The 24,906-nt window shown below is 58.8% G+C and carries 23 protein-coding genes; 7 read left to right on the top strand and 16 right to left on the bottom strand.

Annotation, left to right across the window (positions count from 1 at the left end):
• Nucleotides 1-99: 99 nt before the first annotated feature.
• Genes JK621_RS05000 through sdhC form a run of 4 tightly spaced genes read right to left on the bottom strand, consistent with a single transcriptional unit; the run spans nucleotide 100 to nucleotide 3,330 of the window.
• Nucleotides 100-816, bottom strand: a complete 717-nt coding sequence (locus JK621_RS05000; RefSeq protein ID WP_212558871.1) for a succinate dehydrogenase iron-sulfur subunit — start codon at nucleotides 814-816, stop codon at nucleotides 100-102.
• A 16-nt stretch (nucleotides 817-832) separates the two neighbouring features.
• On the bottom strand, nucleotides 833-2,599 hold the full coding sequence (gene sdhA / locus JK621_RS04995) for a succinate dehydrogenase flavoprotein subunit (protein WP_212558870.1): 1,767 nt from the start codon (nucleotides 2,597-2,599) through the stop codon (nucleotides 833-835).
• Complete coding sequence (sdhD, locus tag JK621_RS04990; RefSeq protein ID WP_004949748.1) at nucleotides 2,600-2,947, bottom strand: succinate dehydrogenase membrane anchor subunit; 348 nt, start codon at nucleotides 2,945-2,947, stop codon at nucleotides 2,600-2,602. It lies immediately after the preceding gene.
• Nucleotides 2,941-3,330: a succinate dehydrogenase cytochrome b556 subunit gene (gene sdhC / locus JK621_RS04985; protein WP_212558869.1), complete on the bottom strand. Its 390-nt coding sequence runs from the start codon at nucleotides 3,328-3,330 to the stop codon at nucleotides 2,941-2,943. Before sdhC ends, sdhD begins: the two co-directional genes overlap by 7 nt.
• Before the next feature lie 735 nt (nucleotides 3,331-4,065).
• Between sdhC and JK621_RS04980 the strand changes: the two genes are divergently transcribed.
• Complete coding sequence (locus JK621_RS04980) at nucleotides 4,066-5,358, top strand: citrate synthase (protein WP_004949745.1); 1,293 nt, start codon at nucleotides 4,066-4,068, stop codon at nucleotides 5,356-5,358.
• Between the two features lie 59 nt (nucleotides 5,359-5,417).
• Here JK621_RS04980 and nei read toward each other — a convergent pair whose 3' ends face one another.
• The 12 genes from nei to JK621_RS04920 form a co-directional block, all read right to left on the bottom strand.
• Complete coding sequence (nei, locus tag JK621_RS04975; RefSeq protein ID WP_212558868.1) at nucleotides 5,418-6,209, bottom strand: endonuclease VIII; 792 nt, start codon at nucleotides 6,207-6,209, stop codon at nucleotides 5,418-5,420.
• Between the two features lie 58 nt (nucleotides 6,210-6,267).
• The gene (gene pcp, locus JK621_RS04970) at nucleotides 6,268-6,912 is read right to left on the bottom strand and encodes a pyroglutamyl-peptidase I (protein ID WP_212558867.1); all 645 of its coding nucleotides are present in this window, start codon (nucleotides 6,910-6,912) and stop codon (nucleotides 6,268-6,270) included.
• Nucleotides 6,913-6,920: 8 nt separating this feature from the next.
• Entirely contained in the window at nucleotides 6,921-7,940 is a 1,020-nt protein-coding gene (locus tag JK621_RS04965; RefSeq protein WP_212558866.1) for a DUF979 domain-containing protein, read from the bottom strand.
• Nucleotides 7,937-8,668, bottom strand: coding sequence for a DUF969 domain-containing protein (locus tag JK621_RS04960; RefSeq protein WP_212558865.1), 732 nt, complete (start codon nucleotides 8,666-8,668; stop codon nucleotides 7,937-7,939). The genes JK621_RS04965 and JK621_RS04960 overlap by 4 nt, the downstream gene beginning before the upstream one ends.
• 170 nt (nucleotides 8,669-8,838) lie before the next feature.
• On the bottom strand, nucleotides 8,839-9,576 hold the full coding sequence (gene pxpA / locus JK621_RS04955; RefSeq protein WP_212558864.1) for a 5-oxoprolinase subunit PxpA: 738 nt from the start codon (nucleotides 9,574-9,576) through the stop codon (nucleotides 8,839-8,841).
• On the bottom strand, nucleotides 9,566-10,498 hold the full coding sequence (gene pxpC, locus JK621_RS04950; protein ID WP_212558863.1) for a 5-oxoprolinase subunit PxpC: 933 nt from the start codon (nucleotides 10,496-10,498) through the stop codon (nucleotides 9,566-9,568). Before pxpC ends, pxpA begins: the two co-directional genes overlap by 11 nt.
• Nucleotides 10,492-11,148 carry a 5-oxoprolinase subunit PxpB gene (gene pxpB / locus JK621_RS04945; RefSeq protein ID WP_212558862.1) on the bottom strand — a complete coding sequence of 219 codons (657 nt, stop codon included), beginning with the start codon at nucleotides 11,146-11,148 and terminating at the stop codon, nucleotides 10,492-10,494. The genes pxpC and pxpB overlap by 7 nt, the downstream gene beginning before the upstream one ends.
• Nucleotides 11,149-11,428: 280 nt before the next feature.
• Nucleotides 11,429-12,172: a type 2 GTP cyclohydrolase I gene (locus tag JK621_RS04940; protein ID WP_212558861.1), complete on the bottom strand. Its 744-nt coding sequence runs from the start codon at nucleotides 12,170-12,172 to the stop codon at nucleotides 11,429-11,431.
• Between the two features lie 17 nt (nucleotides 12,173-12,189).
• On the bottom strand, nucleotides 12,190-13,170 hold the full coding sequence (locus JK621_RS04935; RefSeq protein ID WP_212558860.1) for an MBL fold metallo-hydrolase: 981 nt from the start codon (nucleotides 13,168-13,170) through the stop codon (nucleotides 12,190-12,192).
• Nucleotides 13,171-13,192: 22 nt separating this feature from the next.
• Complete coding sequence (phrB, locus tag JK621_RS04930) at nucleotides 13,193-14,623, bottom strand: deoxyribodipyrimidine photo-lyase (protein WP_212558859.1); 1,431 nt, start codon at nucleotides 14,621-14,623, stop codon at nucleotides 13,193-13,195.
• Between the two features lie 15 nt (nucleotides 14,624-14,638).
• Complete coding sequence (locus tag JK621_RS04925) at nucleotides 14,639-15,595, bottom strand: YbgA family protein (protein WP_212558858.1); 957 nt, start codon at nucleotides 15,593-15,595, stop codon at nucleotides 14,639-14,641.
• Nucleotides 15,596-16,174: 579 nt separating this feature from the next.
• The gene (locus JK621_RS04920) at nucleotides 16,175-16,381 is read right to left on the bottom strand and encodes a YbfA family protein (RefSeq protein ID WP_126480932.1); all 207 of its coding nucleotides are present in this window, start codon (nucleotides 16,379-16,381) and stop codon (nucleotides 16,175-16,177) included.
• 444 nt (nucleotides 16,382-16,825) lie between these two features.
• Between JK621_RS04920 and JK621_RS04915 the strand changes: the two genes are divergently transcribed.
• The 6 genes from JK621_RS04915 to kdpE all read left to right on the top strand — a co-directional run bounded on the left by JK621_RS04915 (nucleotide 16,826) and on the right by kdpE (nucleotide 24,886).
• Nucleotides 16,826-16,915 carry a K(+)-transporting ATPase subunit F gene (locus JK621_RS04915; protein WP_004949718.1) on the top strand — a complete coding sequence of 30 codons (90 nt, stop codon included), beginning with the start codon at nucleotides 16,826-16,828 and terminating at the stop codon, nucleotides 16,913-16,915.
• The gene (gene kdpA, locus JK621_RS04910) at nucleotides 16,915-18,603 is read left to right on the top strand and encodes a potassium-transporting ATPase subunit KdpA (protein ID WP_212558857.1); all 1,689 of its coding nucleotides are present in this window, start codon (nucleotides 16,915-16,917) and stop codon (nucleotides 18,601-18,603) included. Before JK621_RS04915 ends, kdpA begins: the two co-directional genes overlap by 1 nt.
• A gap of 26 nt (nucleotides 18,604-18,629) precedes the next feature.
• Entirely contained in the window at nucleotides 18,630-20,699 is a 2,070-nt protein-coding gene (kdpB, locus tag JK621_RS04905; protein ID WP_212558856.1) for a potassium-transporting ATPase subunit KdpB, read from the top strand.
• Between the two features lie 142 nt (nucleotides 20,700-20,841).
• Entirely contained in the window at nucleotides 20,842-21,411 is a 570-nt protein-coding gene (gene kdpC, locus JK621_RS04900) for a potassium-transporting ATPase subunit KdpC (RefSeq protein WP_212558855.1), read from the top strand.
• A 73-nt stretch (nucleotides 21,412-21,484) separates the two neighbouring features.
• On the top strand, nucleotides 21,485-24,178 hold the full coding sequence (kdpD, locus tag JK621_RS04895; protein WP_212558854.1) for a two-component system sensor histidine kinase KdpD: 2,694 nt from the start codon (nucleotides 21,485-21,487) through the stop codon (nucleotides 24,176-24,178).
• A gap of 18 nt (nucleotides 24,179-24,196) precedes the next feature.
• The gene (gene kdpE, locus JK621_RS04890; protein ID WP_212558853.1) at nucleotides 24,197-24,886 is read left to right on the top strand and encodes a two-component system response regulator KdpE; all 690 of its coding nucleotides are present in this window, start codon (nucleotides 24,197-24,199) and stop codon (nucleotides 24,884-24,886) included.
• Nucleotides 24,887-24,906: the final 20 nt, after the last annotated feature.

Here is a 24,906-nt window from a genome sequence, read left to right as displayed (position 1 = left end):
GAACCAGGCTGCATAGCGCCGCAGCCGCGGGTCAGTTTTTAGAGGCTCCCTCCTTTGCGATGTGCGCCGGGACCTGCCCGGCGCAGCATCTCGTTTCGCTTATGCGCCGCGTTGCAGCAGCATAGACTTGATATGACCGATCGCACGCGTCGGGTTCAAGCCTTTAGGGCATACACTGACACAATTCATAATGCTATGGCAGCGGAAAACACTGAAAGCGTCGTCCAGATCGTCTAAACGTTCTTCCGTTTCCGTGTCACGGCTGTCGATCAGGAAGCGATACGCCGCCAACAGACCGGCCGGCCCTATGAACTTGTCAGGATTCCACCAGAACGATGGGCAAGACGTCGAGCAACAGGCGCACAGGATACATTCATACAAACCGTCCAGTTTAGCCCGTTGTTCCGGCGATTGCAGGTGTTCGCGCGCCGGAGGATTCTTGCCGTCGTTCTGCAGGTAAGGTTTGATCTTTTCATACTGGGTATAGAACTGGCCCATATCAACCACCAGATCCCGCACCACCGGCAACCCAGGCAGAGGACGGATCACAATCTTGTTGTTGCCTTTGCGCAACGCCGAGACGGGGGTAATGCACGCCAGACCGTTTTTACCGTTCATGTTCAGACCATCGGAACCGCACACGCCCTCACGGCACGAACGGCGGAACGACAGGGTCGGATCTTTCTCTTTCAACTGGATTAACGCATCCAGCAGCATCATGTCCCGGCCTTCTTCCGCTTCCAGGGTGTAATCCTGCATATGCGGAGCGTCATCGACATCCGGGTTATAGCGATATATTGAGAATTCGAGTTTCATCAATCGATCTCCGCGATCAGTAGGAACGCACTTTCGGTGGGAATGCCGGGCGCAGCTTCGGTTGCATGTTCACTTCACGACGCGTCATGCTTTCCGATTGCGGCTGATACAGCGAATGGCACAACCAGTTGGCGTCATCGCGATCCGGGAAGTCGAAGCGGCTATGCGCCCCACGGCTCTCGGTACGGAAGTTGGCCGACACGGCGGTGGAAAACGCAGTCTCCATCAGGTTATCCAACTCCAGGCATTCGATGCGCTGGGTGTTGAATTCGCTGGAGGTATCGTCCAGGCGTGCGTTCTTCAGACGTTCACGGATCTCTTTCAACTCTGCCAGCCCTTTCGCCATGGCATCACCTTCACGGAATACCGAGAAGTTGTGCTGCATACAGGCTTGCAGCGCCTTGCGAATTTCAACCGGATCTTCGCCGGAACGGGTATTGTTCCAACGGTTCAGACGATCAAGCGACGCTTCCACATCCGACTCACTGGCGTCACGGCTTTCGCCCTGCTCCGCGAGTGACTCCTGCAAATGCATGCCGGCAGCACGCCCGAACACTACCAGATCCAGCAGTGAGTTGCCGCCCAGGCGGTTGGCGCCGTGTACCGATACGCAGGCGATTTCGCCCACGGCAAACAGACCCGGGATCACCACGTCTTCGCCTTTCTCGTTCACGGTCAGTGCCTGGCCGGTCACCTTGGTCGGAATGCCGCCCATCATGTAGTGACAGGTCGGGATAACCGGGATCGGCTCTTTGACCGGATCGACGTGCGCGAAAGTGCGCGACAGTTCCAGAATGCCCGGCAGGCGGGATTCCAGCACCTCTTTACCCAGGTGATCCAGCTTCAGCTTGACGTGTGGCCCCCACGGACCGTCACAGCCGCGGCCTTCGCGGATTTCAATCATGATCGAACGGGCAACCACATCACGGCCTGCCAGGTCTTTGGCGTTCGGCGCATAGCGCTCCATGAAACGCTCGCCGTGTTTGTTCAGCAGGTAACCGCCTTCGCCACGACAACCTTCCGTCACCAGAACCCCGGCGCCGGCAATGCCGGTCGGGTGGAACTGCCACATTTCCATGTCCTGCACCGGCACGCCGGCGCGCAGCGCCATGCCGACACCGTCGCCGGTATTGATATGCGCGTTGGTGGTGGACTGGTAAATACGGCCTGCACCGCCGGTCGCCAGCACGGTGGCTTTGGCTTTGAAGTAAACCACTTCACCGGTTTCAATGCAGATAGCCGTGGTACCCACTACCGCGCCATCCTGGTTTTTCACCAGATCCAGCGCATACCACTCGGAGAAAATAGTGGTGTGGTTTTTCAGGTTCTGTTGATACAGGGTGTGCAACAGGGCGTGACCGGTACGGTCAGCCGCCGCCGCGGTGCGTGCCGCCTGCTCGCCACCAAAGTTCAGTGACTGGCCGCCGAACGGGCGCTGATAAATGCGGCCTTCGTCCGTACGGGAGAACGGCAACCCCATATGCTCCAGTTCCAGAACCGCTTCCGGGCCGGTTTTACACATATATTCAATGGCGTCCTGGTCACCGATATAATCGGAACCTTTCACCGTGTCATACATATGCCATTCCCAGTTATCATCGTGGTTATTGCCCAGGGCTACGGTAATGCCGCCCTGCGCAGACACGGTATGGGAACGGGTCGGGAATACTTTGGATAGCAGGGCACAAGTTGAGCCCGCTTGAGAAATCTGCAGTGCAGCGCGCATACCTGCACCGCCAGCACCGATAACTACTGCATCAAACTCTCTGACCGGCAGCTTCATTTACACACCCCACACTACGATTGTTCCGTACAGTAAATAGACCAGCAACACGACAACGATCGCCAGTTGCAATACCAGACGCACTGCCAGCGGTTTGACGTAATCCGTCAGCACCTGCCACAAACCGACCCAGGCGTGAACCAGAATCGACAGCAGCGTCAGCAGCGTGAACACTTTCGTAATAGAGGTGGCGAAGAAACCGCGCCAGATTTCATAGGTGAGATCCGGAGCCGTGACGAAGAAGCCCAGGATATACAGCACGTACAGGGTGATGACGATAGCGGAAGCACGCAATAACAACCAATCGTGTACGCCATTGCGCCCTAATGCAGAAACATTGTTTACCATACGAGGACTCCAGCCAGAACTGACAGCACGACGGTCAGACCGATCGCCACTTGGGCAGAACGTTGACCTACGGCTAAACTCTCTTCGATATAGCCAAAATCCATTAACAAGTGACGGATGCCACCGCAAATGTGATAGGCCAACGCCGTGAGGATGCCCCAAAATATGAATTTAACGATGAAGCTATTCATGATGGCAGCAGCCTGCATGAAACCCTCTTGGGAAGAGAGAGACAGGCCCAGCAGCCAGAGGAGGATACCTACGGCAACGAAGGTAATTACGCCAGAGACTCGGTGTAAAATGGACGCTATCGCAGTTACGGGAAACTGAATCGTTTGCAGATCCAGGTTGACAGGTCTTTGTTTTTTCACGTTTTTGCCCACACAGCTCTTATTATTTTCCTTCCTCCGGGCCTGGGTGGGGATCAGACAGCGTTAAGAGCCAAAACCCTTACACGTCACGCGCTCAAACATCAACATCCTCTGTGCTTAAACGGCGCGCATTTATAACGCTGGGTGCTCCTACTTCAGGGTAATCCGGAGACCTGGCGGCAGTATAGGAGGATCACATTCTGATTACAATTCCCATACAATCTGTTTGGTAACATTTCCCCCGAACAGTGATTGAGATCACGGATTTCACAATTAGCACAAAATTAATTATCTGATTTGACAAGAGATCAACATTTCCATTACATATAGGGGCACAAACGGTCCTATGATGCGCTATAGGTCAGCAGATACACTTCCCCCAGTGTTCAAGATATGCAACAGTGTATTTGGCAGAACCTATCCCAATAACCGTTTTTGCCGGTCATGTTTGCAACAAACCACCGCAGGTAAAAGCAAATAAGGCAAATAAAACAGCATATTGGGATAGGTTCATAAAACCCCCGAACACGTCGTAGGTACGATTAACAGAATATAACGAATTCCGATGAATCGTTAACAACTGGTCACCCGCCTCGTTCGCCTGGTTAGCACTCTGTACCCTACCCGCGCAATTGCGCAGTCGCTCACAGAGTTAGCGCCCGCTCCATTTTTTGCGGGCAACCTGCGGAGAATTAAGGTATTTCAGTTGTTAGAGGTTTTTAAAATAAGGCGCTAAGGAGACAGTAAATGACTGATAAGAAAGCGACGCTAACCATTAACGATGGCGAAGCTCCGATCGAACTGGGCGTATTATCCCCGACGCTGGGCCCCGATGTCCTCGACGTCCGCGCTCTGGGCTCCAAAGGTTATTTCACATTTGATCCCGGCTTTACTTCTACCGCTTCCTGCGAATCCAAAATCACCTTTATCGACGGTGACAAAGGCGTGCTGCTGCACCGTGGCTTCCCGATCGAACAACTGGCGAAAGAGTCTTCCTACCTGGAAGTGTGCTACATCCTGTTGTACGGCGAGACCCCGACCGCAGAAGAGTTCGAGACCTTCAAAACTACCGTGACCCGCCACACCATGATCCACGACCAGATCACCCATCTGTTCCGTGGCTTCCGTCGCGACTCGCACCCTATGGCGGTGCTGTGCGGCGTAACCGGTGCGCTGGCGGCGTTCTACCACGACGCGCTGGATGTGAACAACGAGCGTCACCGCGAGATCACCGCATTCCGTCTGCTGTCCAAAATGCCTACCGTGGCGGCGATGTGTTACAAATATTCCCTGGGCCAGCCGTTCGTTTACCCACGTAACGATCTGTCCTACGCCGGCAACTTCCTGCACATGATGTTCGCTACCCCATGTGAAGAATACGTGGTGAACCCGGTGCTGGAACGCGCAATGGATCGCATCCTGATCCTGCACGCCGACCACGAGCAAAACGCCTCCACGTCTACCGTACGTACCGCAGGTTCTTCAGGCGCTAACCCGTTTGCCTGTATCGCGGCCGGTATCGCCTCTCTGTGGGGGCCGGCGCACGGCGGCGCCAACGAAGCCGCGCTGAAGATGCTCGAAGAGATCAAAACCGTTGAGCACATCCCAGAGTTCATCAAGCGCGCGAAAGACAAAAACGATTCGTTCCGTCTGATGGGCTTTGGCCACCGCGTGTACAAGAACTACGATCCGCGCGCCACCGTGATGCGTGAAACCTGTCACGAAGTGCTGAAAGAGCTGAACAAGAAGGACGACAACCTGTTGGAAGTGGCGATGGAGCTGGAACACATCGCGCTGAACGACCCGTACTTCATCGAGAAGAAACTGTACCCGAACGTCGACTTCTACTCAGGCATCATCCTGAAAGCGATGGGTATCCCTTCTTCCATGTTCACCGTTATCTTTGCCATCGCCCGTACCATCGGCTGGATTGCGCACTGGAACGAAATGCATGACGAAGGCATCAAAATTGCTCGTCCGCGTCAGCTGTATACCGGCTATGCCGAACGTGATTTCAAATCCCAGCTGAAAAACAAATAACGCCGCTTTACCCTACATAAAGCAGCACAGCGCCGCCCAATTGGGCGGCGTTTTTTTTGCTATTTTTGGCAACCGGGGCACCAATAAAACGGCCGCGACGACAGCTGGGTTTTGACAATCATCACGCCGCAGCGCCCGCAAGGCTCGCCGCTGCGATGGAACACGTTGAAGCTGAACAGCGCGCCGTGATGACGATTCTCATCCGCCAGCCCACGTGTCCGGTAAGAGAGGCGCGGCACCGCCAACAGAGCCTCCGCCAGCCGCTGTAACACTTCCGGCGCCAGCTCTTGCGGCCGGTGCTGCGGCGCCAGTTCCGCCTGCCAGAGAATTTCAGCGCGCAGGTAATTGCCCAAACCGGCAAGAAACGCCTGATCGAGCAACATTCCTCCCAATTGTCGGCGGCGAAACGCCGGCGACAACAGCCGTTGTTCCACCGTTGTCACCGTCAGCGACATATCCAGCACATCGGGCCCAATACGTTGCAAGAATGGGTGTTGCTCAATCTCTTCGCGCGGCCCCAGGGTGATCTCCGAGGCGCTGTACAATAAAATCGCCCGCTCCGCCGTTTCCAGCCGCACCCGCAAATCGCGTTTGGTGTCCGGCGTCTCCCCCGCCGCCGCCACCTTCCATACGCCATACAGCTGATTGTGGCTGTACATCGTCAGCCCGTTGGAAAAGTGGGTCAACAGCGCCTTGCCGCGTGGCTCGATAGCAATAATGCGCTCACCGATTAACCGGTCGCGGTAATGTTTAAGCTGGGGAAAAGCGAAATCGACGTCGGTCAGCGGCTGATCGATCACCGCCGTAGCCAGCGCATCCGCCGCCCGGCGAATTTCCGGTCCTTCCGGCATGTGGCAACTCCTGAATTAACCGGGGTACCGCAGCGGGCGCCCCGGTGAAAAACACCTGTTAATGCGTGGCACCACCCACCACTTTCAGATCGTGCTCCACCTGCAACGCGATGGAAACGGCCAGCTCCAGCGCAAACAGCACCGTCTGAGACGCCATGCTGGGCGCACCGGGGTGCGCAGCGGCCTGTTCCGGCAGATAAGGGATATGAATAAATCCCCCCTTGATCTCCCCCTGCCCGCTCAGGCGATGCAACAGTCCGTACATCACGTGGTTGCAGACATAGGTGCCTGCAGTTTGCGAAACGGAAGCCGGAATGCCGGCCTCACGCATCGAGCTGACCATCGCCTTGATCGGCAAGGTGCTGAAATAGGCCGCCGGGCCGCCGGCGACGATCGGCTCATCGACCGGCTGCTGCCCCTGATTATCGGGGATGCGCGCATCATCGACGTTGATCGCCACCCGTTCAATTGTGATATCGGTACGCCCACCGGCCTGGCCGATAGCCAGCACCATGACCGGCTGCACCTCGTCGATCGCCGCGTTCAGCGCTTCCAATGCCGCGCCGAACACGCATGGCAGCTGGCGCGCCACGATGCGCGTGCCGACCAGTTCCATATCGTTGAGCTGCTTTACCACTTCCCAGGAAGGATTGAGGCGCTCGCCGCCAAAAGGCTCAAAGCCGGTAATCAATACTTTTTGCATCCTTACTCCTACAGGAACATCAGGAAATAAAGCAGGAACACGTTCACCAATAGCAACAGCGCCCCGGTCGGCACCTGTGCCTTGATCACCGCATTCTTGTCCGGCAATTCCAGCAACGCCGCCGGCACAATATTAAAGTTAGCAGCCATTGGCGTCATCAGCGTGCCGCAATAACCGGAAAACATGCCGATTGCCGCCATGACGGCCGGATTACCACCGTGTTGCAGCACCAGGATCGGGATGCCGATGCCGGCAGTGACGATCGGGAAGGCAGCGAAGGCGTTGCCCATCACCATGGTCAGCAGCGCCATGCCGATGGCGTAAACCGCCACGGCGATAAAGCGGTTGTCGACCGCCAGGTATTCCTGGGTCAAATGGGAAATCGCGGTGCCGACGCCGGCGGCAGTGAACAGCAAACCCAGCGTGGCCAGGATCTGCGGCAAAATAAACGCCCAGCCGACCGAATCCAACAGACGACGCGCTTCCTGTATCGGCTGTGACAGGGTTTCGCGAGTCATGCGCACCGCAATAATGCCACCCAGCACCACACCCAGCGCCATCGAGAACAGCGTAATCAACGTGGCGTGATTGCCGCTGCCGAACACCGCCTTCTGCAAAGCCGGAATATTGTTGAACAGCAACACGCCGGCCACCGTCACCACCGGGATCGCCAATGCAGGAATAAACAGTCGATTGCCCAAGCGCCTGGCACTTTCCTCACGTTGCTGCGGAGTGCGCTGATGGTAACTGCCAAGCCGCATGCCGCCAAAACCGGCGATCAATGCCATCACTATGACCACAATGCCGACGATGATATGCAGCACGCGTTTCTCATTGCCGCCCTCGCCCAACACGTCACCCAGCAGGCTGTAGGTCCAGTCGCCGACCAAAAAGACCAGGCCGTACAGCGCCCAGAACAGCCCGGTGGTGATGCGACGCGGGTTGGCGCGATCGCGGAACGACATCACCGCGACGATCAACAGCACCGCACCGGCCAGCCAATAGAGATATTGTTGTTGGAAATTCATTGGGTATCTCCTTTGGCCCGCAACGCCGCCTGATTGAGCTGCGCCAGCTCGGCGCTGAGCTGTTTGTCCATCCGATAAAGCCGGAAGGCATGGATCAGGAAAGCGAAAATGGCGGTCGGAATGCCCCATAAAGCGATATGCAACGGCTCGGTCTGGATACCGCCAGACTCCAGCATAAAGTTATGCATGAAGATGATCGCCCCAAAGGCCACGAAGATATCCTCGCCAAAGAACAGCCCGACGTTATCGGTGGCGGCGGACATGGCACGCAGGCGATGCCGCGTGCGTTCCGGCAACTCGCCGTAGCGGTTTTCGGTTGCCCCTTCCGCCATCGGCGCCAGCAGCGGCCGCACCATTTGCGGGTGTCCCCCCAGGCTGGTCAGCCCCATGGCGGCGGTGATTTCACGCACAAACAGGTAGACGATCAGCAACCGCCCGGCGGTGGCGCTCTTGATCTTGGCGATCCACGCCTGCGCGCGCTCTTTCAGCCCGTGGCGTTCCAGCAGACCTATTACCGCCAGCGGTAGCAGCAGGATCAGCGGCAGATTCCGGGTATTGAGGAAGCCTTCGCCCAGCTTTTCCAGAATGACGTCCAGCGGCATCAGCGCCGCCAGCCCGGTGATGATGCCGGCGGCAATCACCACCAGCACCGGATTGAAACGCAAAACAAAACCAACCACGATGGCGACAATGCCAATCAATGGCCATAAGTTAACAACCTGTTCCATAGCGCCTTCCTTTTCCCCTCGGCTTTCAAGCCACAGCGTTGTTAGCTGCATGCGCAAACGCCAGTCACTTACTTAAGTAAGCTCCTGGAGATTTACGCCCTTGCTGCCTAGCTGTGACTCGAAATCCATTGGGTATTATTGTGTTGTGTGTTGTGTATATTTAATTATTTTTATTCTGCGCTGACGCTAATGCCCTCTACGGCGAAACGTTCGCGCAGCGTGCGGGCGAAACTTAACGCATGTTCACCGTCGCCGTGCAGACAGACGGTTTCCGCCTGCACCGCCGCCCAGGTGCCGTCCTGCGTGCGCACCCGATGATGTCGCACCATTTCCAGCGTTTGCGCCAGCGCCTGTTCGTCGTCCTCGATCAGTGCGCCCGGCTGCCCGCGCGGCACCAGCGTGCCGTCAGCCTGATAGCCGCGATCGGCGAACACTTCCTGCCGCGTCGCCAAGCCCAGTTTTTCGCCGGCGCGGATAAGCTCGCTGCCCGCCAACCCCACCAGCCGCATGGCAGGATCGACCGCCTTCACCGCCCGGGCGATGGCCTCCGCCAAAGCCGGTTCTACCGCAGCCTGGTTGTACAACATGCCGTGCGGCTTCACATGCACCATCACCCCGCCTTCGGCACGGGCCATCGCCGCCACCGCCCCCAGTTGATACACCATCTGCGCATACACCGTTTCCGGCGGCAGTTGCATGCGGGTACGGCCAAAGTTCTCGCGATCGGGGAAACTAGGGTGCGCGCCAATCGCCACGCCATATTGCAGCGCCCAACGGATCGACTGACGCAGGGTTTGCGCATCACCGGCGTGAAAACCGCAGGCAATATTGGCCGAACTGACCAGTTGCAGCAGCGCCTCGTCGTTGGCGCAGCCTTCGCCGAGATCGGCGTTCAGATCAATGAGCATCTAACCCCCAGGCAATTTGTTGGATAAAGCGATCCTGCTCAGCCTTGGCGCGTTGCGCCTCCGCCAGCGTGCAGGGAACAAAGTGGATAGCCTCGCCCAGACGGATCTGCGCCAAATGGTAGAGATCGGCTTCGATCACACAGGCAATGCGCGGATAACCGCCGGTAGTTTGCGCATCGGCCATCAGCACGATCGGCTGGCCGTTATGCGGCACCTGCACCACGCCCGGCAACAGGCCGTGCGACAGCATTTCGCGGTCGGTGGTGCGGCCCAGCACAGTGCCACCGTGCAGACGATATCCCATGCGGTTGCTCTGCGGGCTGAGCTGCCAGGCGGTACGCCAGAAAGCCTCCTGCGCCTCGGGGCTGAACTCGGCATATTCCGGTCCCGGCAAGGCGCGGATGCGGTTATTGAACAGCAGTTGCTTTACGCCACAGCTGTTTTGCGGCAGGGAAGCCGGCTTGCCCAACGGCAAGCTGTCGCCGTCTTTCAGGTTGCGCCCTTCCAGCCCGCCAAAGGCAGCTTTGATATCCGTGCTGCGCGAGCCGAGCATTTCGGGCACGGCGATCCCCCCTGAGAGCGCCAGATAGCTGCGCATACCGCGTTTAGGCATACTCATGAGCAGTTGCTGGCCCGCTTTAACCGGGTAACGCCAGCCGGTCCACAGCGGTTTTTCGTCCAGTTTTGCATCGCAACCGGCCCCGGTCAGCGCGATCCACCCCGCCTGGGTGAATTCGACGCTGAATTGACCCAAGGTGATTTCCAACCCGGCGGCATCCGCTGAATTACCCACCAGCAGGTTAGCAATTTTCAGCGCCGGCAGGTCCAGCGCACCTCCCTGACTAACGCCAAGGCGGCGGAAACCTTGACGGCCCGCATCCTGTACCGTGGTGTAAATGCCCGCACGCAGGATCTTCAACATACGCCCTCCTTCTGCGGCACAAAGCGCACGTTATCGCCAGGACGCAGCAGTGTCGGCGGCATGTCATAAGGATTGAATAACGACAGCGGCGTGCGGCCAATCAACTGCCACCCCCCCGGCGTGACCAGCGGATAAATGCCGGTCTGGCTGCCGCCGATGCCGACGGAACCTGCGGCCACCGCCTGGCGCGGTTCGGCGCGGCGCGGCGTCGCCAATTTTTCCGGCATGCCGCCCATATAAGAAAAGCCCGGCTGGAAGCCAAGGAAATAAACCACATAGGCCGCAGAAGAGTGGCATTCCACCACCTGCTGCGGCGTCATGCCGGTATGGCGCGCGACCTCGTCCAGATCCGGCCCATATTCGCCGCCGTAGATCACCGGAATATCTACCTCGCGCAATTCCGGCACCAGGCTTTCCTCGCTGTCCCAGCCCTGCTGCAACAGCGCCAGCATCGCTTCGGCGTCCGCCTGCGGCGTATTCAGCAACAGCGTCAGATTGTTCATTCCCGGCACCACTTCCAGCACATCGGGATGATGATTCAGTTTTTCAGCCAGCGCCCAGATCCGCTGCTGGCTCGGCAGCGTCACCGGTGGCGACAGCTCAAGCACTACCGCTCGTTCACCCAACAGGTAATATCGCGCTTGTTGCACCCTTCTTCTCCTTTAACCGTTAACCGCCGTCTTTCAAGCCGCTGCGTTCCGCCCAACTTACCTGGGCGCAACATGCAACGCCCCGACAATAGTTGGGTATCAACGAACAGGTCGCCTGGCCGCAACTGGAAATACATAGGCATTTTTATTATTTGCAATAACACAGTTATGCGCGACACGGCTCCGGCTGTCAATAAAACGCAATCATTGTGAAAATAAGGAGTTAGCAACGCAGAAGGATTCAGCCGACGTGTGAATCGGGCTGAATCCCAGGGAGAAATCAGGCGGGGTTCGGGATATCGATAAAGGTCACTTCAAAGCCATGATGCTGCGCCAGCCATTCACCCAGCGCCTTCACGCCGCCACGCTCGGTGGCGTGGTGACCGGCAGCGAAGAAGTGAACGCCCATTTCCCGTGCGGTGTGAATGGTTTGTTCCGACACTTCGCCGCTGATAAAGGCATCCACGCCGAAACTCGCCGCGCTATCGATGAAACCCTGGCCGCCGCCGGTACACCAGGCCACGCTGCGAATGTGCGCCGGCGCGTTATCGCCACAGTGCAGCACTGCACGGCCCAGGCGGCTCTCAATGCGTTGCTGCAGCTCAACGCCGGTCAAGGGTTGTTCAAACTCGCCGTGCGGCACCAGCGGCTCCACTTCGCCAATCACGCGAATGCCAAGCAGATGCGCCAGTTGCGCGTTGTTGCCCAGCACCGGGTGGGCATCCAGCGGCAGATGATAGCCGTACAGGTTGATATCATTGGTCAGCAAGGTTTTCAGCCGATTGCGTTTCATGCCGCGCACCGCCGGCGCTTCGTTTTTCCAGAAATACCCGTGATGCACCAGGATAGCGTCCGCCTGCTGCTCCACCGCCGCATCCAGCAGCGCCTGACAGGCCGTCACGCCGGTGACGATGCGCTTCACGTGCGGCCGCCCTTCTACCTGCAGGCCATTCGGCGCATAGTCCTGAAACGCGGCGGTGTTCAGTTTGCTGTTGATCAGATTTTCCAGATCGAGGTTACGCATAGTCTTCTCTCTTCAATTCAAAATGTCTGCCGGTCACCCTGTTGCATCAGGATAAACTTCACGCCCAGATCGTTGCCCTGATCCAACTGCCGTTTAATGGTAGCGCGCACCTCTTCGCCCTGCTTCAGGCTGGGTTTGATGTGGCCGATCACTACCGGAAAATCTTTCAGCGAGCCTTCGCCGCCGCTGTACTGAGTCAGATTTTTCAGCTCTTTCAACAGCCACGCCGGCGTCAGGTGGCCGTACAGGTTTTTATCTTCAACGCCATTGGGGTAAGAGGTTTCAATAATCATCCCCTTCAGCTTTTTCTGTTCAATTAACGGCCCCAGCGCGCGCCAGGCGGTATCCAGATTGCGCGACTGCTCGAGCGCATCCGGCCCGGTGTCGCCGAAATAAGCGAAGGATCCGCTGCGATCGGACACCAGCAGCATCGAAGAAGGATAGCGATCGTGGCTAAGCGGATACATCACGCCGCTCAGGCCGGTGACGCCAAGGGTAAAGCGCTGCTGCGGCCGCACCGTTTGCAACCGATAGGTGCCCAGCCGCGACCCGTTACCGGCGTCGGTGAAGTTTGGCCAGGCCTTCCAGTTAAAGTAATGATTGCGCAAGGTCAGGATGGTATCGGCCTGGGCATAAATATTTTTCTTGCTGTCCTCGGGCGAGGCGATAATCAGCCCAGCCACGTGGTCCAGATGGCCGTGACTGATAAAGTAACCGCCGATCAGTTGCCGAAACACATAGCCTTGCGGCGTATAGGGCGCCGCAAGTTCGGGGGTCACCTGCGGGAAACTGCCTTTTTCCAACCCTTTGGCAATGCCCGGCAACAGTGAGCCGGCATCGAGCGCCAGATATTGCGGCTGGTTGTCGCTGCGGATCAGATAGGATGTCAGATTGCCGTCGCTGACGCCGCCGTCAACGCCAAGCGCTACCACGTCAAAGCCGGCCAGCGCCAGGGCTGAATAGCCGCTCAGGCACAGGGCCAGCACCTTGTTCATCATTCTTTCGCTCCTTGCTGTCGCCTTAATATTCCCCCCGCCTGGCCGCTTCAAAGGCCGCCAGCGTCTCCAGCCGGGCCTGCTTGTGATCGACAATCGGCAGCGGGTAATCCAGCGTGCGTTGCTGTTTTTCCGCCCAGCGATGGGGTTGATGGAGAGCATTGTCCGGTACATCCGCCAGCTCGGGCAACCATTTACGGATAAAAGTGCCTTGCGGATCAAAACGTTCGCCCTGGGTGGTCGGGTTAAAGATGCGGAAATACGGTGCGGCGTCGGTGCCGGTTGAGGCCGCCCACTGCCAGCCACCGTTGTTCGCCGCCAGATCGCCGTCCAACAGCTGCGACATGAAATAGCGTTCGCCGGCGCGCCAGTCGATCAGCAGGTCCTTCACCAAAAAGCTGGCGCTGATCATGCGTAACCTGTTGTGCATCCAGCCGGTTTTATTCAATTGACGCATGGCGGCATCGACGATCGGATAACCGGTCGCGCCTTGCTGCCAGGCCAGCAACAGCATGTCGTTATCCCGCCAGCGTACCTTATCCGTCCACTCGATAAAGGGACGGTGCCTGCATAATGCAGGATAGGCCACCATCAGATGCCGATAAAATTCGCGCCAGATCAATTCGTTCAGCCAGCCAAAAGCGCCGCTGTCGCTGTTTTCCAGCACCTGCGGGCATTCGGCGCGCAGGCGGTTAAAGCACTGGCGCGGCGACAGTACGCCAATCGCCAGATACGGCGACAGGCTGCTGGTACCGGCAATAGCGGGAAAATCACGTTGTGGCAGGTAATCTTGCACCTGCTCACGGCAGAAAGCGCGCAGCCGTTGCAGCGCCGCCTCTTCCCCGGCGGGAAAATCTGCGCCCACCTCGGCCTGCGGGTAATCGAACGCCGCCGGCGCAACTGACACCGGCAGCACGCCGCCCTCACGGGATTTGGGTGCCGGCAGAGAACGAACGTCGGATTCGGTCAGCCGCTGGATGAAAGCCTTGCGAAACGGCGTATAAATCTTGTACATCTCACCGCCACCGGTTTGTACGCTGCCCGGCGGCAACAGCAGGCTGTCATCGAAGCTCTGGCAAATCACCTGCCCGGATAAACGCCGCTCTGCCTGCCGGTCACGCTTTAGCTCATTGAGCTCGTACTGGCGGTTATAAAACAGCGTATCCACCCGCTCTTGCGCGCAATATGCCACCAGCCAGTCAACCGCAGCGGCAAAATCATCGCACTGATGGCAGACCAGCGGAATACCGCGATCCGCCAGCGCCTGCTGAACCTGCAGCAGGTTGGCATGAATAAACGCCGCCTGACACGGCGCCATCTCATGCTGCCGCCACTGCCCAGGGGTTGCGATAAACACCGCCAGCACGCGGGCGGCGGGATCGAAACAGGCGGCGTGCAGCGCTTTGTTATCGGTTATACGCAGATCGTTACGTAACCAGACCAGATGCGTGGCCATAAAACTCCTCGTCGGTTAGTGGCCGTAACGCAGGCGCAAGGCTTCGGGATAGGGTTCGAAATAACGTTGTTCGGCCAGATAGCGATCCGGGTATTCGGCCATGTAATGTTTGAGCAGGGCGATCGGTGCCAACAGCGGCTGCATTCCCTGGCGATAGCGGTCGATCAGCTGCGCCAACTCCTGCCGCTGAGCAGAACTGAGCTGGCGGCGGAAATACCCCTGCACGTGCATCAGCACATTGGTGTGATTGCGGCGCGTAGCCTTGTGCGCCAACAGCCTCATCAGGCGGCTGCGGTATTCAATGGCGAACGCCTCCAGCGACTCCCACTTTTCGATACCGGCGACAAAACGGCCCAGTTCGCGGTATTCCGGCTGCGAATGCGCCAGCAGCGAAAGCTTATAGCGGCTGTGGAAAGCGATCAGCCCGCCACGGGTCAGCCCCTTGCGCCACAGCATATTCAGTTCATACAACGCATAAACCCGCTCGATAAAGTTTTCCCGCAGGGTGGCATCGTTCAGCCGCCCGTCTTCTTCTACCGGCAGCCACGGCATCTGGCGCATCAGTTCGGCGGTGAATAACCCGACGCCGCTTTTGCGCGACTCCTTTCCGTTTTCGCTGTAAACCCGCACCCGCTCCATACCGCAGCTCGGGGATTTGGCGCAGACGATATAGCCGCACAGATGCCCCAGCTCCGCGACGCGTAGCTCGGAGAACTGCTGCATTTTGTCGGTCACGTCGACGCTGTCGTCGTTGCTGAAACGCATTGCCGGCGATGGATGCGGCCGTTTGCTCAATCGCAGGGCCGGGCGTGGAGTCGGCAAGCCGATAGCCATTTCCGGGCACACCGATTCAAAACGCACATAAGGTGCCAGTTGCTCCACCGCAAAGGCCAGGCGTTTATGGCCGCCGTCGAAACGCACCGCGTCGCCCAACAGGCAGGCGCTGATCCCGACCGGAATTTTGTCACTCATGATTTGTTCCCACAGTCCTGAACGATGCTAAAAGTGTAGAGGAATTCACGCGGGGAAACGACAGTTAGCTGGGCATGACCGGGCTGCGCCCATAAAAACCCCCTGTGGCGAGGTGCAATGCCGGTCAGTTAAGCCTGACTGATGCGCACTAAGGTCAACACACGAATCGGCTGCCACCGGGCAACCTATGCCCTTAATTTGATATTGCGTGATGAAAGACAGTGAAAATAGTGAGATGAGCAGGAAGTTGGCCGCCCTTGAAGACGCCGAACGCAGGAACGGCGCATAGGCGAAACCGCCATGGACGGCGGTTTCAGGCGAGACAGGCAGGGACGCCTGTCGTAGCCGGCCGTGATGCGACGTGACGGAGGGAGGGGAGTTGGCGCAGCCAACCGTCTGATAGGGCAAAGGCGTGGGTTGCAAGGGACCCCGCCCTGGGTCCCTTGCTCGGTCGAGGCGCGTGGGCCTCATGTTGCATCTCACCTTTATCGACCGAAAACGTCACTAATACCTGCAGAAAAACGCTAACTGACTGGCATTACGCCGCGAGGCGAGGGTTTCAGGGGACGCTGGCGGCGATCAGTAGAAATCGCAGGACGCCAGTTCTGCCTGTTGTAGCCAGACCGGCTTATCGCTGGTTTTAGACCAGACGCGGTGCAGATAGCTGTAAAAACGTGCCCGGTCGCTGCGGAACAGCATAACCGGTAAAGCCAAAATTCCTGCCAGGATCACTGCGCTGCGGCGCAGGAGAATCCGATGCAATGAATAAGCGTGATAAATAGACATGCGAACCTCCTCAAAAACGCCCGGCCGTTGATTTTCTGGAAACAGCGCTGGCGTAGACAATGTAAATGCGACAATTTGGTAACTGAACAAAATTTTAGCGCAACCGATGAAAGTTTACTACTCATCCGACCACTAAATTGCACAAAAAATCGCAAATAAATGCGCCATTCCGTAATTTTGTTACAGCAAGGTTAATAACAAACTAACCATTGGTTATATTGTGGTTATTTACGGTCGGTTTACGCCTGCCGCTTCCCCAGGCAGGGCAGAACACGGGCTGAAACGCGCCACTCGCTCATAAAACCGCCGTTAAAAAGCCATTTTTTGCTGTAATTTCAGCCATTTTTATACATTTTTTACACCGGCTCGCGCTATTTTTTCATCTTCTTTTGATCGCCCTCCCTACACTCGCAGTATCAAAAACTACACCTCTGGAGGTGTCCTGTGAGTATCAGCGTTATTGGTGGTGCGCTGTTGGTTCTGCTGCTATTGGGCTATCTGGTTTATGCCCTGTTCAACGCGGAGGACTTCTGATGGCGGCTTCAGCCTTTTTACTGATTGCCAGCTTCCTGCTGGTGCTTCTGCTGCTGGCCCGGCCTTTGGGCAGCTTTTTGGCACGCCTGATCGAAGGCGAGCCGCTGCCTACCCTGCGCCATGTGGAAGCCACCGTCTGGCGCTGCTGCGGCAATGACACCGCCGAGATGAACTGGTGGCAATACGCGTTGGCGATTTTGTGGTTCAACCTGCTTGGCCTGGCGCTGCTGTTCGTGTTGCTGATGACTCAAGGCTCGTTGCCGCTTAACCCGCAGGGTTTCCCTGGGCTGTCGTGGGATCTGGCGTTCAATACCGCCGTCAGCTTTGTCACCAATACCAACTGGCAGGCTTACAGCGGCGAAAGCGCCCTCAGTTACCTCAGCCAGATGGCCGGGCTGGCAGTGCAAAACTTCTTGTCCGCCGCCACCGGCATCGCAGTGGCCTTTGCGCTGATCCGTGCCTTCACTCGCCGTTCCAGCGCCACCATAGGTAACGCCTGGCTCGATATTTTCCGCGTGACGCTGTACGTATTGCTGCCGATTTCTCTGCTGATCGCGCTGTTCTTCGTCAGCCAGGGCACGCTGCAAAACTTCCTGCCTTATTTGCATACCACTACGCTAGAAGGCGCGCAGCAGACGCTGCCGATGGGGCCGGTGGCCTCGCAGGAGGCGATCAAGATGCTCGGCACCAACGGCGGCGGCTTCTTTGGCGCCAACTCGGCTCATCCGTTCGAGAACCCGACCGTACTGACCAACTTTGTGCAGATGCTGGCGATCTTCCTGATCCCGTGCGCGCTGTGCTTCGCCTTCGGTCAGGTTGCCGGTGAGAACCGCCAGGGCCACGCGTTAATCTGGGCGATGGCGCTGATCTTCGTGGTGGCGGTGGTCGTGGTGATGTTCGCCGAACTGGCGGGCAACCCGCATCTGGGCGAACTGGGCAGCGCCAGCAACATCAATATGGAAGGCAAGGAATCGCGCTTTGGCATTCTCGCCACCAGCCTGTTCTCGGTGGTGACTACCGCCGCCTCCTGCGGCGCGGTCAACGCGATGCACGACTCCTTCACCGCGTTGGGCGGCATGGTGCCGATGTGGCTGATGCAGATTGGCGAAGTGGTGTTCGGCGGCGTAGGTTCCGGCCTGTACGGCATGCTGCTGTTCGTGCTGCTGACGGTGTTTATCGCCGGGCTGATGATCGGCCGCACGCCGGAGTACCTGGGTAAAAAGATCGACGTCTATGACATGAAAATGACCGCCCTGGCGATCCTGGTCACGCCGACACTGGTGTTGCTGGGTACGGCGCTGGCCATCGCCACCGACGCAGGCCGCGCCGGCATCCTTAACCCAGGCGCGCATGGCTTCAGCGAAGTGCTGTATGCCCTGTCCTCCGCCGCCAACAACAACGGCAGCGCCTTTGCCGGCCTGAGCGTCAACACGCCGTTCTACAACCTGCTGCTGGCTTTTGCCATGTTCGTCGGCCGCTTCGGGGTCATCCTGCCGGTGCTGGCCATTGCCGGTTCGCTGTGCGCGAAAAAACGTCAGCCTGCGGGCAACGGCACCCTGCCCACCTACGGGCCGCTGTTTATCGGCTTGCTGATCGGCACCGTGCTGCTGGTGGGCGCATTAACCTTCGTACCGGCGTTGGCGCTGGGACCGGTGGCCGAGCATTTACAGCTTTGGTTGGCAAAATAACGGACGTCATAGAGAGAGAATGAGAGATGACTCGCAAACAACGCGCACTGTTTGAACCGGCATTGGTCCGTACCGCGCTGATCGATGCGGTGAAAAAACTGGATCCGCGCACCCAATGGCGTAACCCGGTCATGTTCGTGGTGTATATCGGCAGTATTCTGACCACCATAATCTGGCTGGCGATCCTGGCGAAGCAGACCGACGGCAGCGCCGCTTTTACCGGCAGCATCGCCCTGTGGCTGTGGTTCACCGTACTGTTCGCCAACTTTGCCGAAGCGCTGGCCGAGGGGCGCAGCAAGGCACAGGCTGAAAGCCTGAGGGGCACCAAGAAAACCAGTTGGGCAAAGAAATTGGCCGTGCCGCATCGCGAGGGCGCTACCGAAAAAGTGTCCGCAGAGAGCCTGCGCAAAGGTGACGTGGTGCTGGTGGAAGCCGGTGATACCATCCCCTGCGACGGCGAGGTGCTGGAAGGCGGCGCGTCGGTGGACGAAAGCGCCATTACCGGCGAATCCGCACCGGTGATCCGCGAGTCCGGCGGCGACTTCTCGTCGGTGACCGGCGGCACCCGCGTGCTGTCCGACTGGCTGGTGGTGCAGTGCAGCGTCAACCCGGGCGAGACCTTCCTCGATCGGATGATCGCCATGGTGGAAGGCGCCAAACGGCGTAAAACCCCGAACGAGGTGGCGCTGACCATCCTGCTGGTGGCGCTGACCATCGTGTTCGTGCTGGCGACCGCTACGCTGTTCCCGTTCTCGCAGTACAGCGTCGACGCGGCCAAAGGCGGCTCGGTAGTCACCATCACCGTGTTGGTGGCGCTGTTGGTCTGCCTGATCCCAACGACTATCGGTGGCCTGCTGTCTGCCATCGGCGTGGCGGGGATGAGCCGGATGCTGGGCGCTAACGTGATCGCCACCAGCGGCCGGGCCGTGGAAGCCGCCGGCGACGTCGACGTGCTGCTGCTGGACAAAACCGGCACCATCACGCTGGGTAACCGTCAGGCCTCCGAGTTTCTGCCTGCGCCTGGCGTGAAGGAACAGGACCTGGCCGATGCGGCGCAGCTGTCTTCGCTGGCCGATGAAACGCCGGAAGGCCGCAGCATAGTGGTGCTGGCCAAACAGCGCTTTAACCTGCGCGAACGCGACCTGCAGGCGCTGAACGCCACCTTCGTGCCCTTCTCCGCCCAGACGCGCATGAGCGGCGTCAACGTGCAGGACCGCATGATCCGTAAAGGGGCGGTGGATGCCATTCGCCGTCACGTGGAATCCAATCAGGGCCACTTCCCGCAGGCGGTGGACGATCTGGTGGCTAGCGTCGCACGTACCGGCGGTACGCCGCTGGTAGTGGCCGAAGGGCCACGGGTGCTGGGCGTGGTGGCGCTGAAGGATATCGTCAAGGGCGGCATTAAAGAGCGTTTCGCCGAGCTGCGTAAAATGGGCATCAAAACGGTGATGATCACCGGCGATAACCCGTTGACCGCTGCGGCTATCGCCGCCGAGGCCGGGGTGGATGACTTCCTGTCGGAGGCCACGCCGGAAGCCAAACTGGCCTTAATCCGCCAGTACCAGGCGGAAGGCCGGCTGGTGGCGATGACCGGCGACGGCACCAACGATGCGCCGGCGCTGGCGCAGGCCGACGTGGCGGTAGCGATGAACTCGGGCACTCAGGCCGCCAAAGAGGCGGGCAACATGGTCGATCTGGACTCCAACCCGACCAAGCTGATTGAAGTGGTGCATATCGGTAAACAGATGCTGATGACGCGCGGCTCGTTGACCACCTTCAGTATCGCCAACGACGTGGCGAAGTATTTCGCCATTATCCCGGCGGCGTTCGCGGCAACCTATCCGCAGTTGAACGCGCTGAACGTGATGCACCTGCACTCCCCCGCTTCCGCCATTATGTCGGCGGTCATTTTCAACGCTCTGGTGATCGTATTCCTGATCCCGCTGGCGCTGAAAGGGGTGAGCTATAAGCCAATGAGCGCCGCGGCGCTGCTGCGCCGCAACCTGTGGATGTACGGTGTGGGAGGTCTGTTGGTGCCCTTTGTCGGCATCAAACTGATCGATCTGGTCCTGGTTGCCTTGCATATCGCCGGCTAACCATTAATACCCAAAATAATTCGAGTTGTATCAAGGCGGCAACTGAGTGAATCCCCAAGAGCTTAATCCAGTAAGTGACTGGGGTGAGCGAGGGCAGCCAACAAAGATACAGCTTGAAGTATGCAGGGTTAAGGAGATGAACATGTCTTATTTACGACCTTCGCTGGTAATGCTGATTTTGCTGACGTTGATTACCGGCATTGCCTATCCGCTGTTGACTACCGGGCTGTCGCAGTTGCTGTTTTCCGGCGCGGCCAACGGCTCGTTGCTGTATCAGGGCGACAAGGTGGTGGGGTCCGCGCTGATCGGCCAAAACTTTACCAAACCGGAGTATTTCTGGGGGCGCCCTTCTGCCACCGGTGATTCGGCCTATAATGCCATGGCGTCCGCCGGCAGCAATCTGGCCGCCACCAACCCGGCGCTGGATAAAGCCATCGCCGAACGTGCGGCGCAGCTGCGTCAGGCCAATCCGGCGATGAAAGGCCCGATCCCGGTCGATCTGCTGACCGCCTCCGGCAGCGGTCTGGATCCGCAGATTTCCATCGCTGCGGCGCAATATCAACTGGCCAGGGTTGCCGCGGCGCGCCAACTGCCGCCGGAGCAAATCGCCAGGCTGATTGACGAAAACACCGATCAGGCAACCCCCAACTTTATGGGCGAATCGGTGGTTAACGTGCTGAAATTGAACCTGGCGCTCGACGCATTGCGGTAATACGCCGCATTCAGCATAGTGAGAGGGTTCGGCGTGCCGAACCCATTTTTGCTTTGTTACGCAAGGAATTGTAATGGTCGAAGAAGAACAGCAGCGCCCCGATCCTGACAGCCTGCTGGCGGTAGCCAATGAAAAACCGCGGGGCCGGCTGAAGGTGTTCTTCGGCGCCTGCGCTGGGGTGGGCAAAACCTACGCCATGCTGCAAGAAGCCCAACGCCTGCGCGGTCAGGGGTTGGACGTGCTGGTTGGCGTAGTCGAAACCCACGGCCGCAGCGAAACCGCTGCGCTGTTGACCGGCCTGGACGTGCTGGCGAAAAAGCGTATCCAGTATCGCGGCCGGCTGGTGCAGGAATTTGATCTCGATGCCGCGCTGGCACGCCATCCGGCGTTGGTGCTGATGGACGAACTGGCGCACAGCAACGCCCAGGGTTCGCGTCACCCGAAACGCTGGCAGGATGTGGAGGAGTTGCTGGACGCCGGTATCGACGTGCTCACCACCGTGAACGTGCAGCATCTGGAGAGCCTGAACGACGTGGTCGGCGGCGTAACCGGAGTGCGGGTGCGCGAGACCGTGCCTGACCACGTGTTCGACGAAGCCACCGAAGTGGTGCTGGTCGATCTGCCGCCGGACGATCTGCGCCAGCGGCTCAATGAAGGCAAGGTGTACATTCCCGGCCAGGCCGAACGCGCCATCGAGCACTTTTTCCGCAAGGGTAACCTGATCGCCCTGCGCGAGCTGGCGCTGCGCCGCACCGCCGATCGGGTCGATGACCAAATGCGCGCCTTTCGCGATACCCAGGGCCGGGAGAAAGTGTGGCACACCCGCGACAGCATTTTGCTGTGCGTCGGTCACAACAGCGGCAACGAAAAGCTGGTGCGCATCGCCGCCCGGCTGGCGGCGCGCCTGGGTTGCCACTGGCATGCGGTATATGTGGAAACGCCGAAGCTGCACCGGCTGCCGGAAAACCAACGCAGGGCAATCCTGCGGGCGCTGCGGCTGGCGCAGGAGCTGGGAGCCGAAACTGCCACCCTGTCCGATCCTACCGAAGAACGCGCGGTGCTGCGTTACGCCCGCGAGCACAACCTGGGCAAAATCATTATCGGCCGGCGTGGTGAGCAGCGCTGGAAACTGCGCGGCAGCTTCGCCGATCGCCTTGGCCGTCTGGGGCCGGATCTCGATTTGGTGATCGTCGCACTGGAAAACGACAGCGTCCCGCAGCCCGGCAAAGAGCATGACAACCGTAACTTCAGCGAGAAGTGGCGCATGCAATTGCGCGGCTGTGCCGTCGCCGTGGCGCTGTGCGCCCTGATCACCCTGCTCTCGCAATGGCTGCTGCCGGGTTTTGATCAGGCCAACCTGGTGATGGTATATCTGCTCGGCGTGGCGATCGTCGCACTGTTCTTCGGCCGCTGGCCGTCGGTGCTGGCAGCGGTGATCAACGTCGCCAGTTTTGATCTGTTTTTCGTCCAGCCCGAATGGTCGTTTGCCGTCAGCGATATGCAGTATCTGCTGACCTTCGGCGTCATGTTGATCGTCGGCATCACCATAGGCAACCTGACCGCCGGGGTGCGTTACCAGGCCCGGGTCGCACGCTATCGCGAACAGCGAGCCCGCCACCTGTATGAGATCTCACGCGGCCTGAGCCAGGCGCTGACCCCCGAAGATATCGCCAAAACCAGCCGCCACTTCCTCTCCAGCAGCTTCCAGGCCAAAACCGTGCTGCTGCTGCCACAGCAGGACGGCAAGCTGCAACAGATGGTCGGAGAAACCGGCGGGTTGTTGTCGGTGGATGAGGCGATTGCCCGCTGGAGCTTTGACAAGGGCATGCCGGCCGGTGCCGGCACCGACACTCTGCCCGGCGTGCCTTATCAACTGCTGCCGTTAACCGCCTCGAAGCAGACCTTCGGCCTGCTGGCTATCGAACCCGGCAACCTGCGCCAACTGATGGTGCCGGAGCAGCAGCGGCTGCTGCAAACCTTTGCGGTGCTGATCGCCAGCGCGCTGGAACGGCTGCACCTGGCACGCAGCGCCGAGGAAGCCAAGCTGGAGGCCGAACGGGAACAACTGCGCAACTCTCTGCTGGCGGCGCTGTCCCACGATTTACGCACCCCGCTGACGGTGCTTTTCGGCCAGGCGGAAATTCTGACGCTCGATCTGGCGGCCGAAGGCTCCAGCCACGCGCCGCAGGCCAGCCAGATCCGTCAGCAGGTGCTAAGCACCACCCGGCTGGTGAATAACCTGCTGGATATGGCGCGTATTCAGTCCGGCGGTTTTAACCTGCGTAAAGAGTGGCAATCGCTGGAAGAGATCGTCGGCGCATCGCTGCACATGCTGGAACCCTTGCTGACCCAACACCAGATCAAGGTTGAGCTGCCGCCTGATCTGGTGCTGGTCAATTGCGACGGCAGCCTGCTGGAGCGCGTCTTCACTAACCTGTTGGAAAACGCCAATAAATACGCCGGCATCGATGCTATTATCGGCATTCGCGCCCATACTCTGCCGGAGTGGCTGGAAGTCGAAGTCTGGGACAATGGCCCCGGCATTCCCGAGGGGAAAAAACAGCTGATTTTCGATAAGTTCGCCCGCGGCAATAAAGAGTCGGCAATTCCCGGCGTAGGGTTGGGGTTAGCGATTTGCCGTGCCATTATTGAAGTGCACGGCGGCCGCATCTGGGCGGAAAACGGCGCCAACGGCGGTGCCAGTTTCCGTTTTGTTCTGCCGCTGGAAAAACCGCCCGAAATTGACGGCGAGTCCTTCGATCTGTAATCAAACCCTGGGAGCACTGTGAGCAACGCGCCAACCAATATTCTGATTGTCGAAGATGAAAAAGAGATCCGGCGTTTCGTACGCATCGCATTGGAAAGCGAAGGTCTGCGGGTGTTTGAAAGCGAAACGCTGCAACGCGGGCTGATTGAAGCCGGCACGCGTAAACCGGATCTGATTATTCTCGATTTAGGGTTGCCGGACGGCGACGGGCTGGACTATATCCGCGATCTGCGGCAATGGAGCGCCATTCCGGTGATCGTCCTCTCGGCGCGCAATGCCGAAGAAGACAAGGTCGCCGCACTGGACGCCGGGGCAGACGACTATCTCAGCAAACCTTTTGGCATCGGCGAACTGCTGGCGCGGGTGCGGGTTGCCTTGCGCCGCCACTCCGGCAGCCAGCAGGAGAGCCCGCTGATCAGCTTTTCCGAAATCACCGTCGATCTGATCAACCGTCGGGTGCTGCGCAATGGCGAAGACTTGCACCTGACGCCGATAGAGTTCCGTCTGCTGGCCGAGTTGCTGGCCAACTCCGGCAAAGTGATCACCCAACGTCAGTTGCTGAGCCACGTCTGGGGGCCGAATTACGTCGAGCACAGCCACTATCTGCGCATTTATATGGGGCACCTTCGGCAGAAACTGGAGGCCGACCCGGCGCGGCCGAAACACCTGCTGACCGAGACCGGCGTCGGATACCGATTTATGCCTTAAGGCTAACGGGGGCCGTGCGA

The sequence above is a fragment of the Serratia plymuthica genome (assembly GCF_018336935.1).
GTDB lineage: Bacteria > Pseudomonadota > Gammaproteobacteria > Enterobacterales > Enterobacteriaceae > Serratia > Serratia plymuthica_B.
This window is presented reverse-complemented; position numbering and strand designations above follow the sequence as displayed.

Coding starts and splice junctions, on each gene's coding strand:
- JK621_RS05000 (WP_212558871.1), bottom strand. CDS start 816: ATGAAACTCGAATTCTCAATATATCGCTATAACCCGGATGTCGATGAC.
- sdhA (WP_212558870.1), bottom strand. CDS start 2,599: ATGAAGCTGCCGGTCAGAGAGTTTGATGCAGTAGTTATCGGTGCTGGC.
- sdhD (WP_004949748.1), bottom strand. CDS start 2,947: ATGGTAAACAATGTTTCTGCATTAGGGCGCAATGGCGTACACGATTGG.
- JK621_RS04980 (WP_004949745.1), top strand. CDS start 4,066: ATGACTGATAAGAAAGCGACGCTAACCATTAACGATGGCGAAGCTCCG.
- nei (WP_212558868.1), bottom strand. CDS start 6,209: ATGCCGGAAGGACCGGAAATTCGCCGGGCGGCGGATGCGCTGGCTACG.
- pcp (WP_212558867.1), bottom strand. CDS start 6,912: ATGCAAAAAGTATTGATTACCGGCTTTGAGCCTTTTGGCGGCGAGCGC.
- JK621_RS04965 (WP_212558866.1), bottom strand. CDS start 7,940: ATGAATTTCCAACAACAATATCTCTATTGGCTGGCCGGTGCGGTGCTG.
- JK621_RS04960 (WP_212558865.1), bottom strand. CDS start 8,668: ATGGAACAGGTTGTTAACTTATGGCCATTGATTGGCATTGTCGCCATC.
- pxpA (WP_212558864.1), bottom strand. CDS start 9,576: ATGCTCATTGATCTGAACGCCGATCTCGGCGAAGGCTGCGCCAACGAC.
- pxpC (WP_212558863.1), bottom strand. CDS start 10,498: ATGTTGAAGATCCTGCGTGCGGGCATTTACACCACGGTACAGGATGCG.
- JK621_RS04940 (WP_212558861.1), bottom strand. CDS start 12,172: ATGCGTAACCTCGATCTGGAAAATCTGATCAACAGCAAACTGAACACC.
- JK621_RS04935 (WP_212558860.1), bottom strand. CDS start 13,170: ATGATGAACAAGGTGCTGGCCCTGTGCCTGAGCGGCTATTCAGCCCTG.
- phrB (WP_212558859.1), bottom strand. CDS start 14,623: ATGGCCACGCATCTGGTCTGGTTACGTAACGATCTGCGTATAACCGAT.
- JK621_RS04925 (WP_212558858.1), bottom strand. CDS start 15,595: ATGAGTGACAAAATTCCGGTCGGGATCAGCGCCTGCCTGTTGGGCGAC.
- JK621_RS04920 (WP_126480932.1), bottom strand. CDS start 16,381: ATGTCTATTTATCACGCTTATTCATTGCATCGGATTCTCCTGCGCCGC.
- kdpA (WP_212558857.1), top strand. CDS start 16,915: ATGGCGGCTTCAGCCTTTTTACTGATTGCCAGCTTCCTGCTGGTGCTT.
- kdpB (WP_212558856.1), top strand. CDS start 18,630: ATGACTCGCAAACAACGCGCACTGTTTGAACCGGCATTGGTCCGTACC.
- kdpC (WP_212558855.1), top strand. CDS start 20,842: ATGTCTTATTTACGACCTTCGCTGGTAATGCTGATTTTGCTGACGTTG.
- kdpD (WP_212558854.1), top strand. CDS start 21,485: ATGGTCGAAGAAGAACAGCAGCGCCCCGATCCTGACAGCCTGCTGGCG.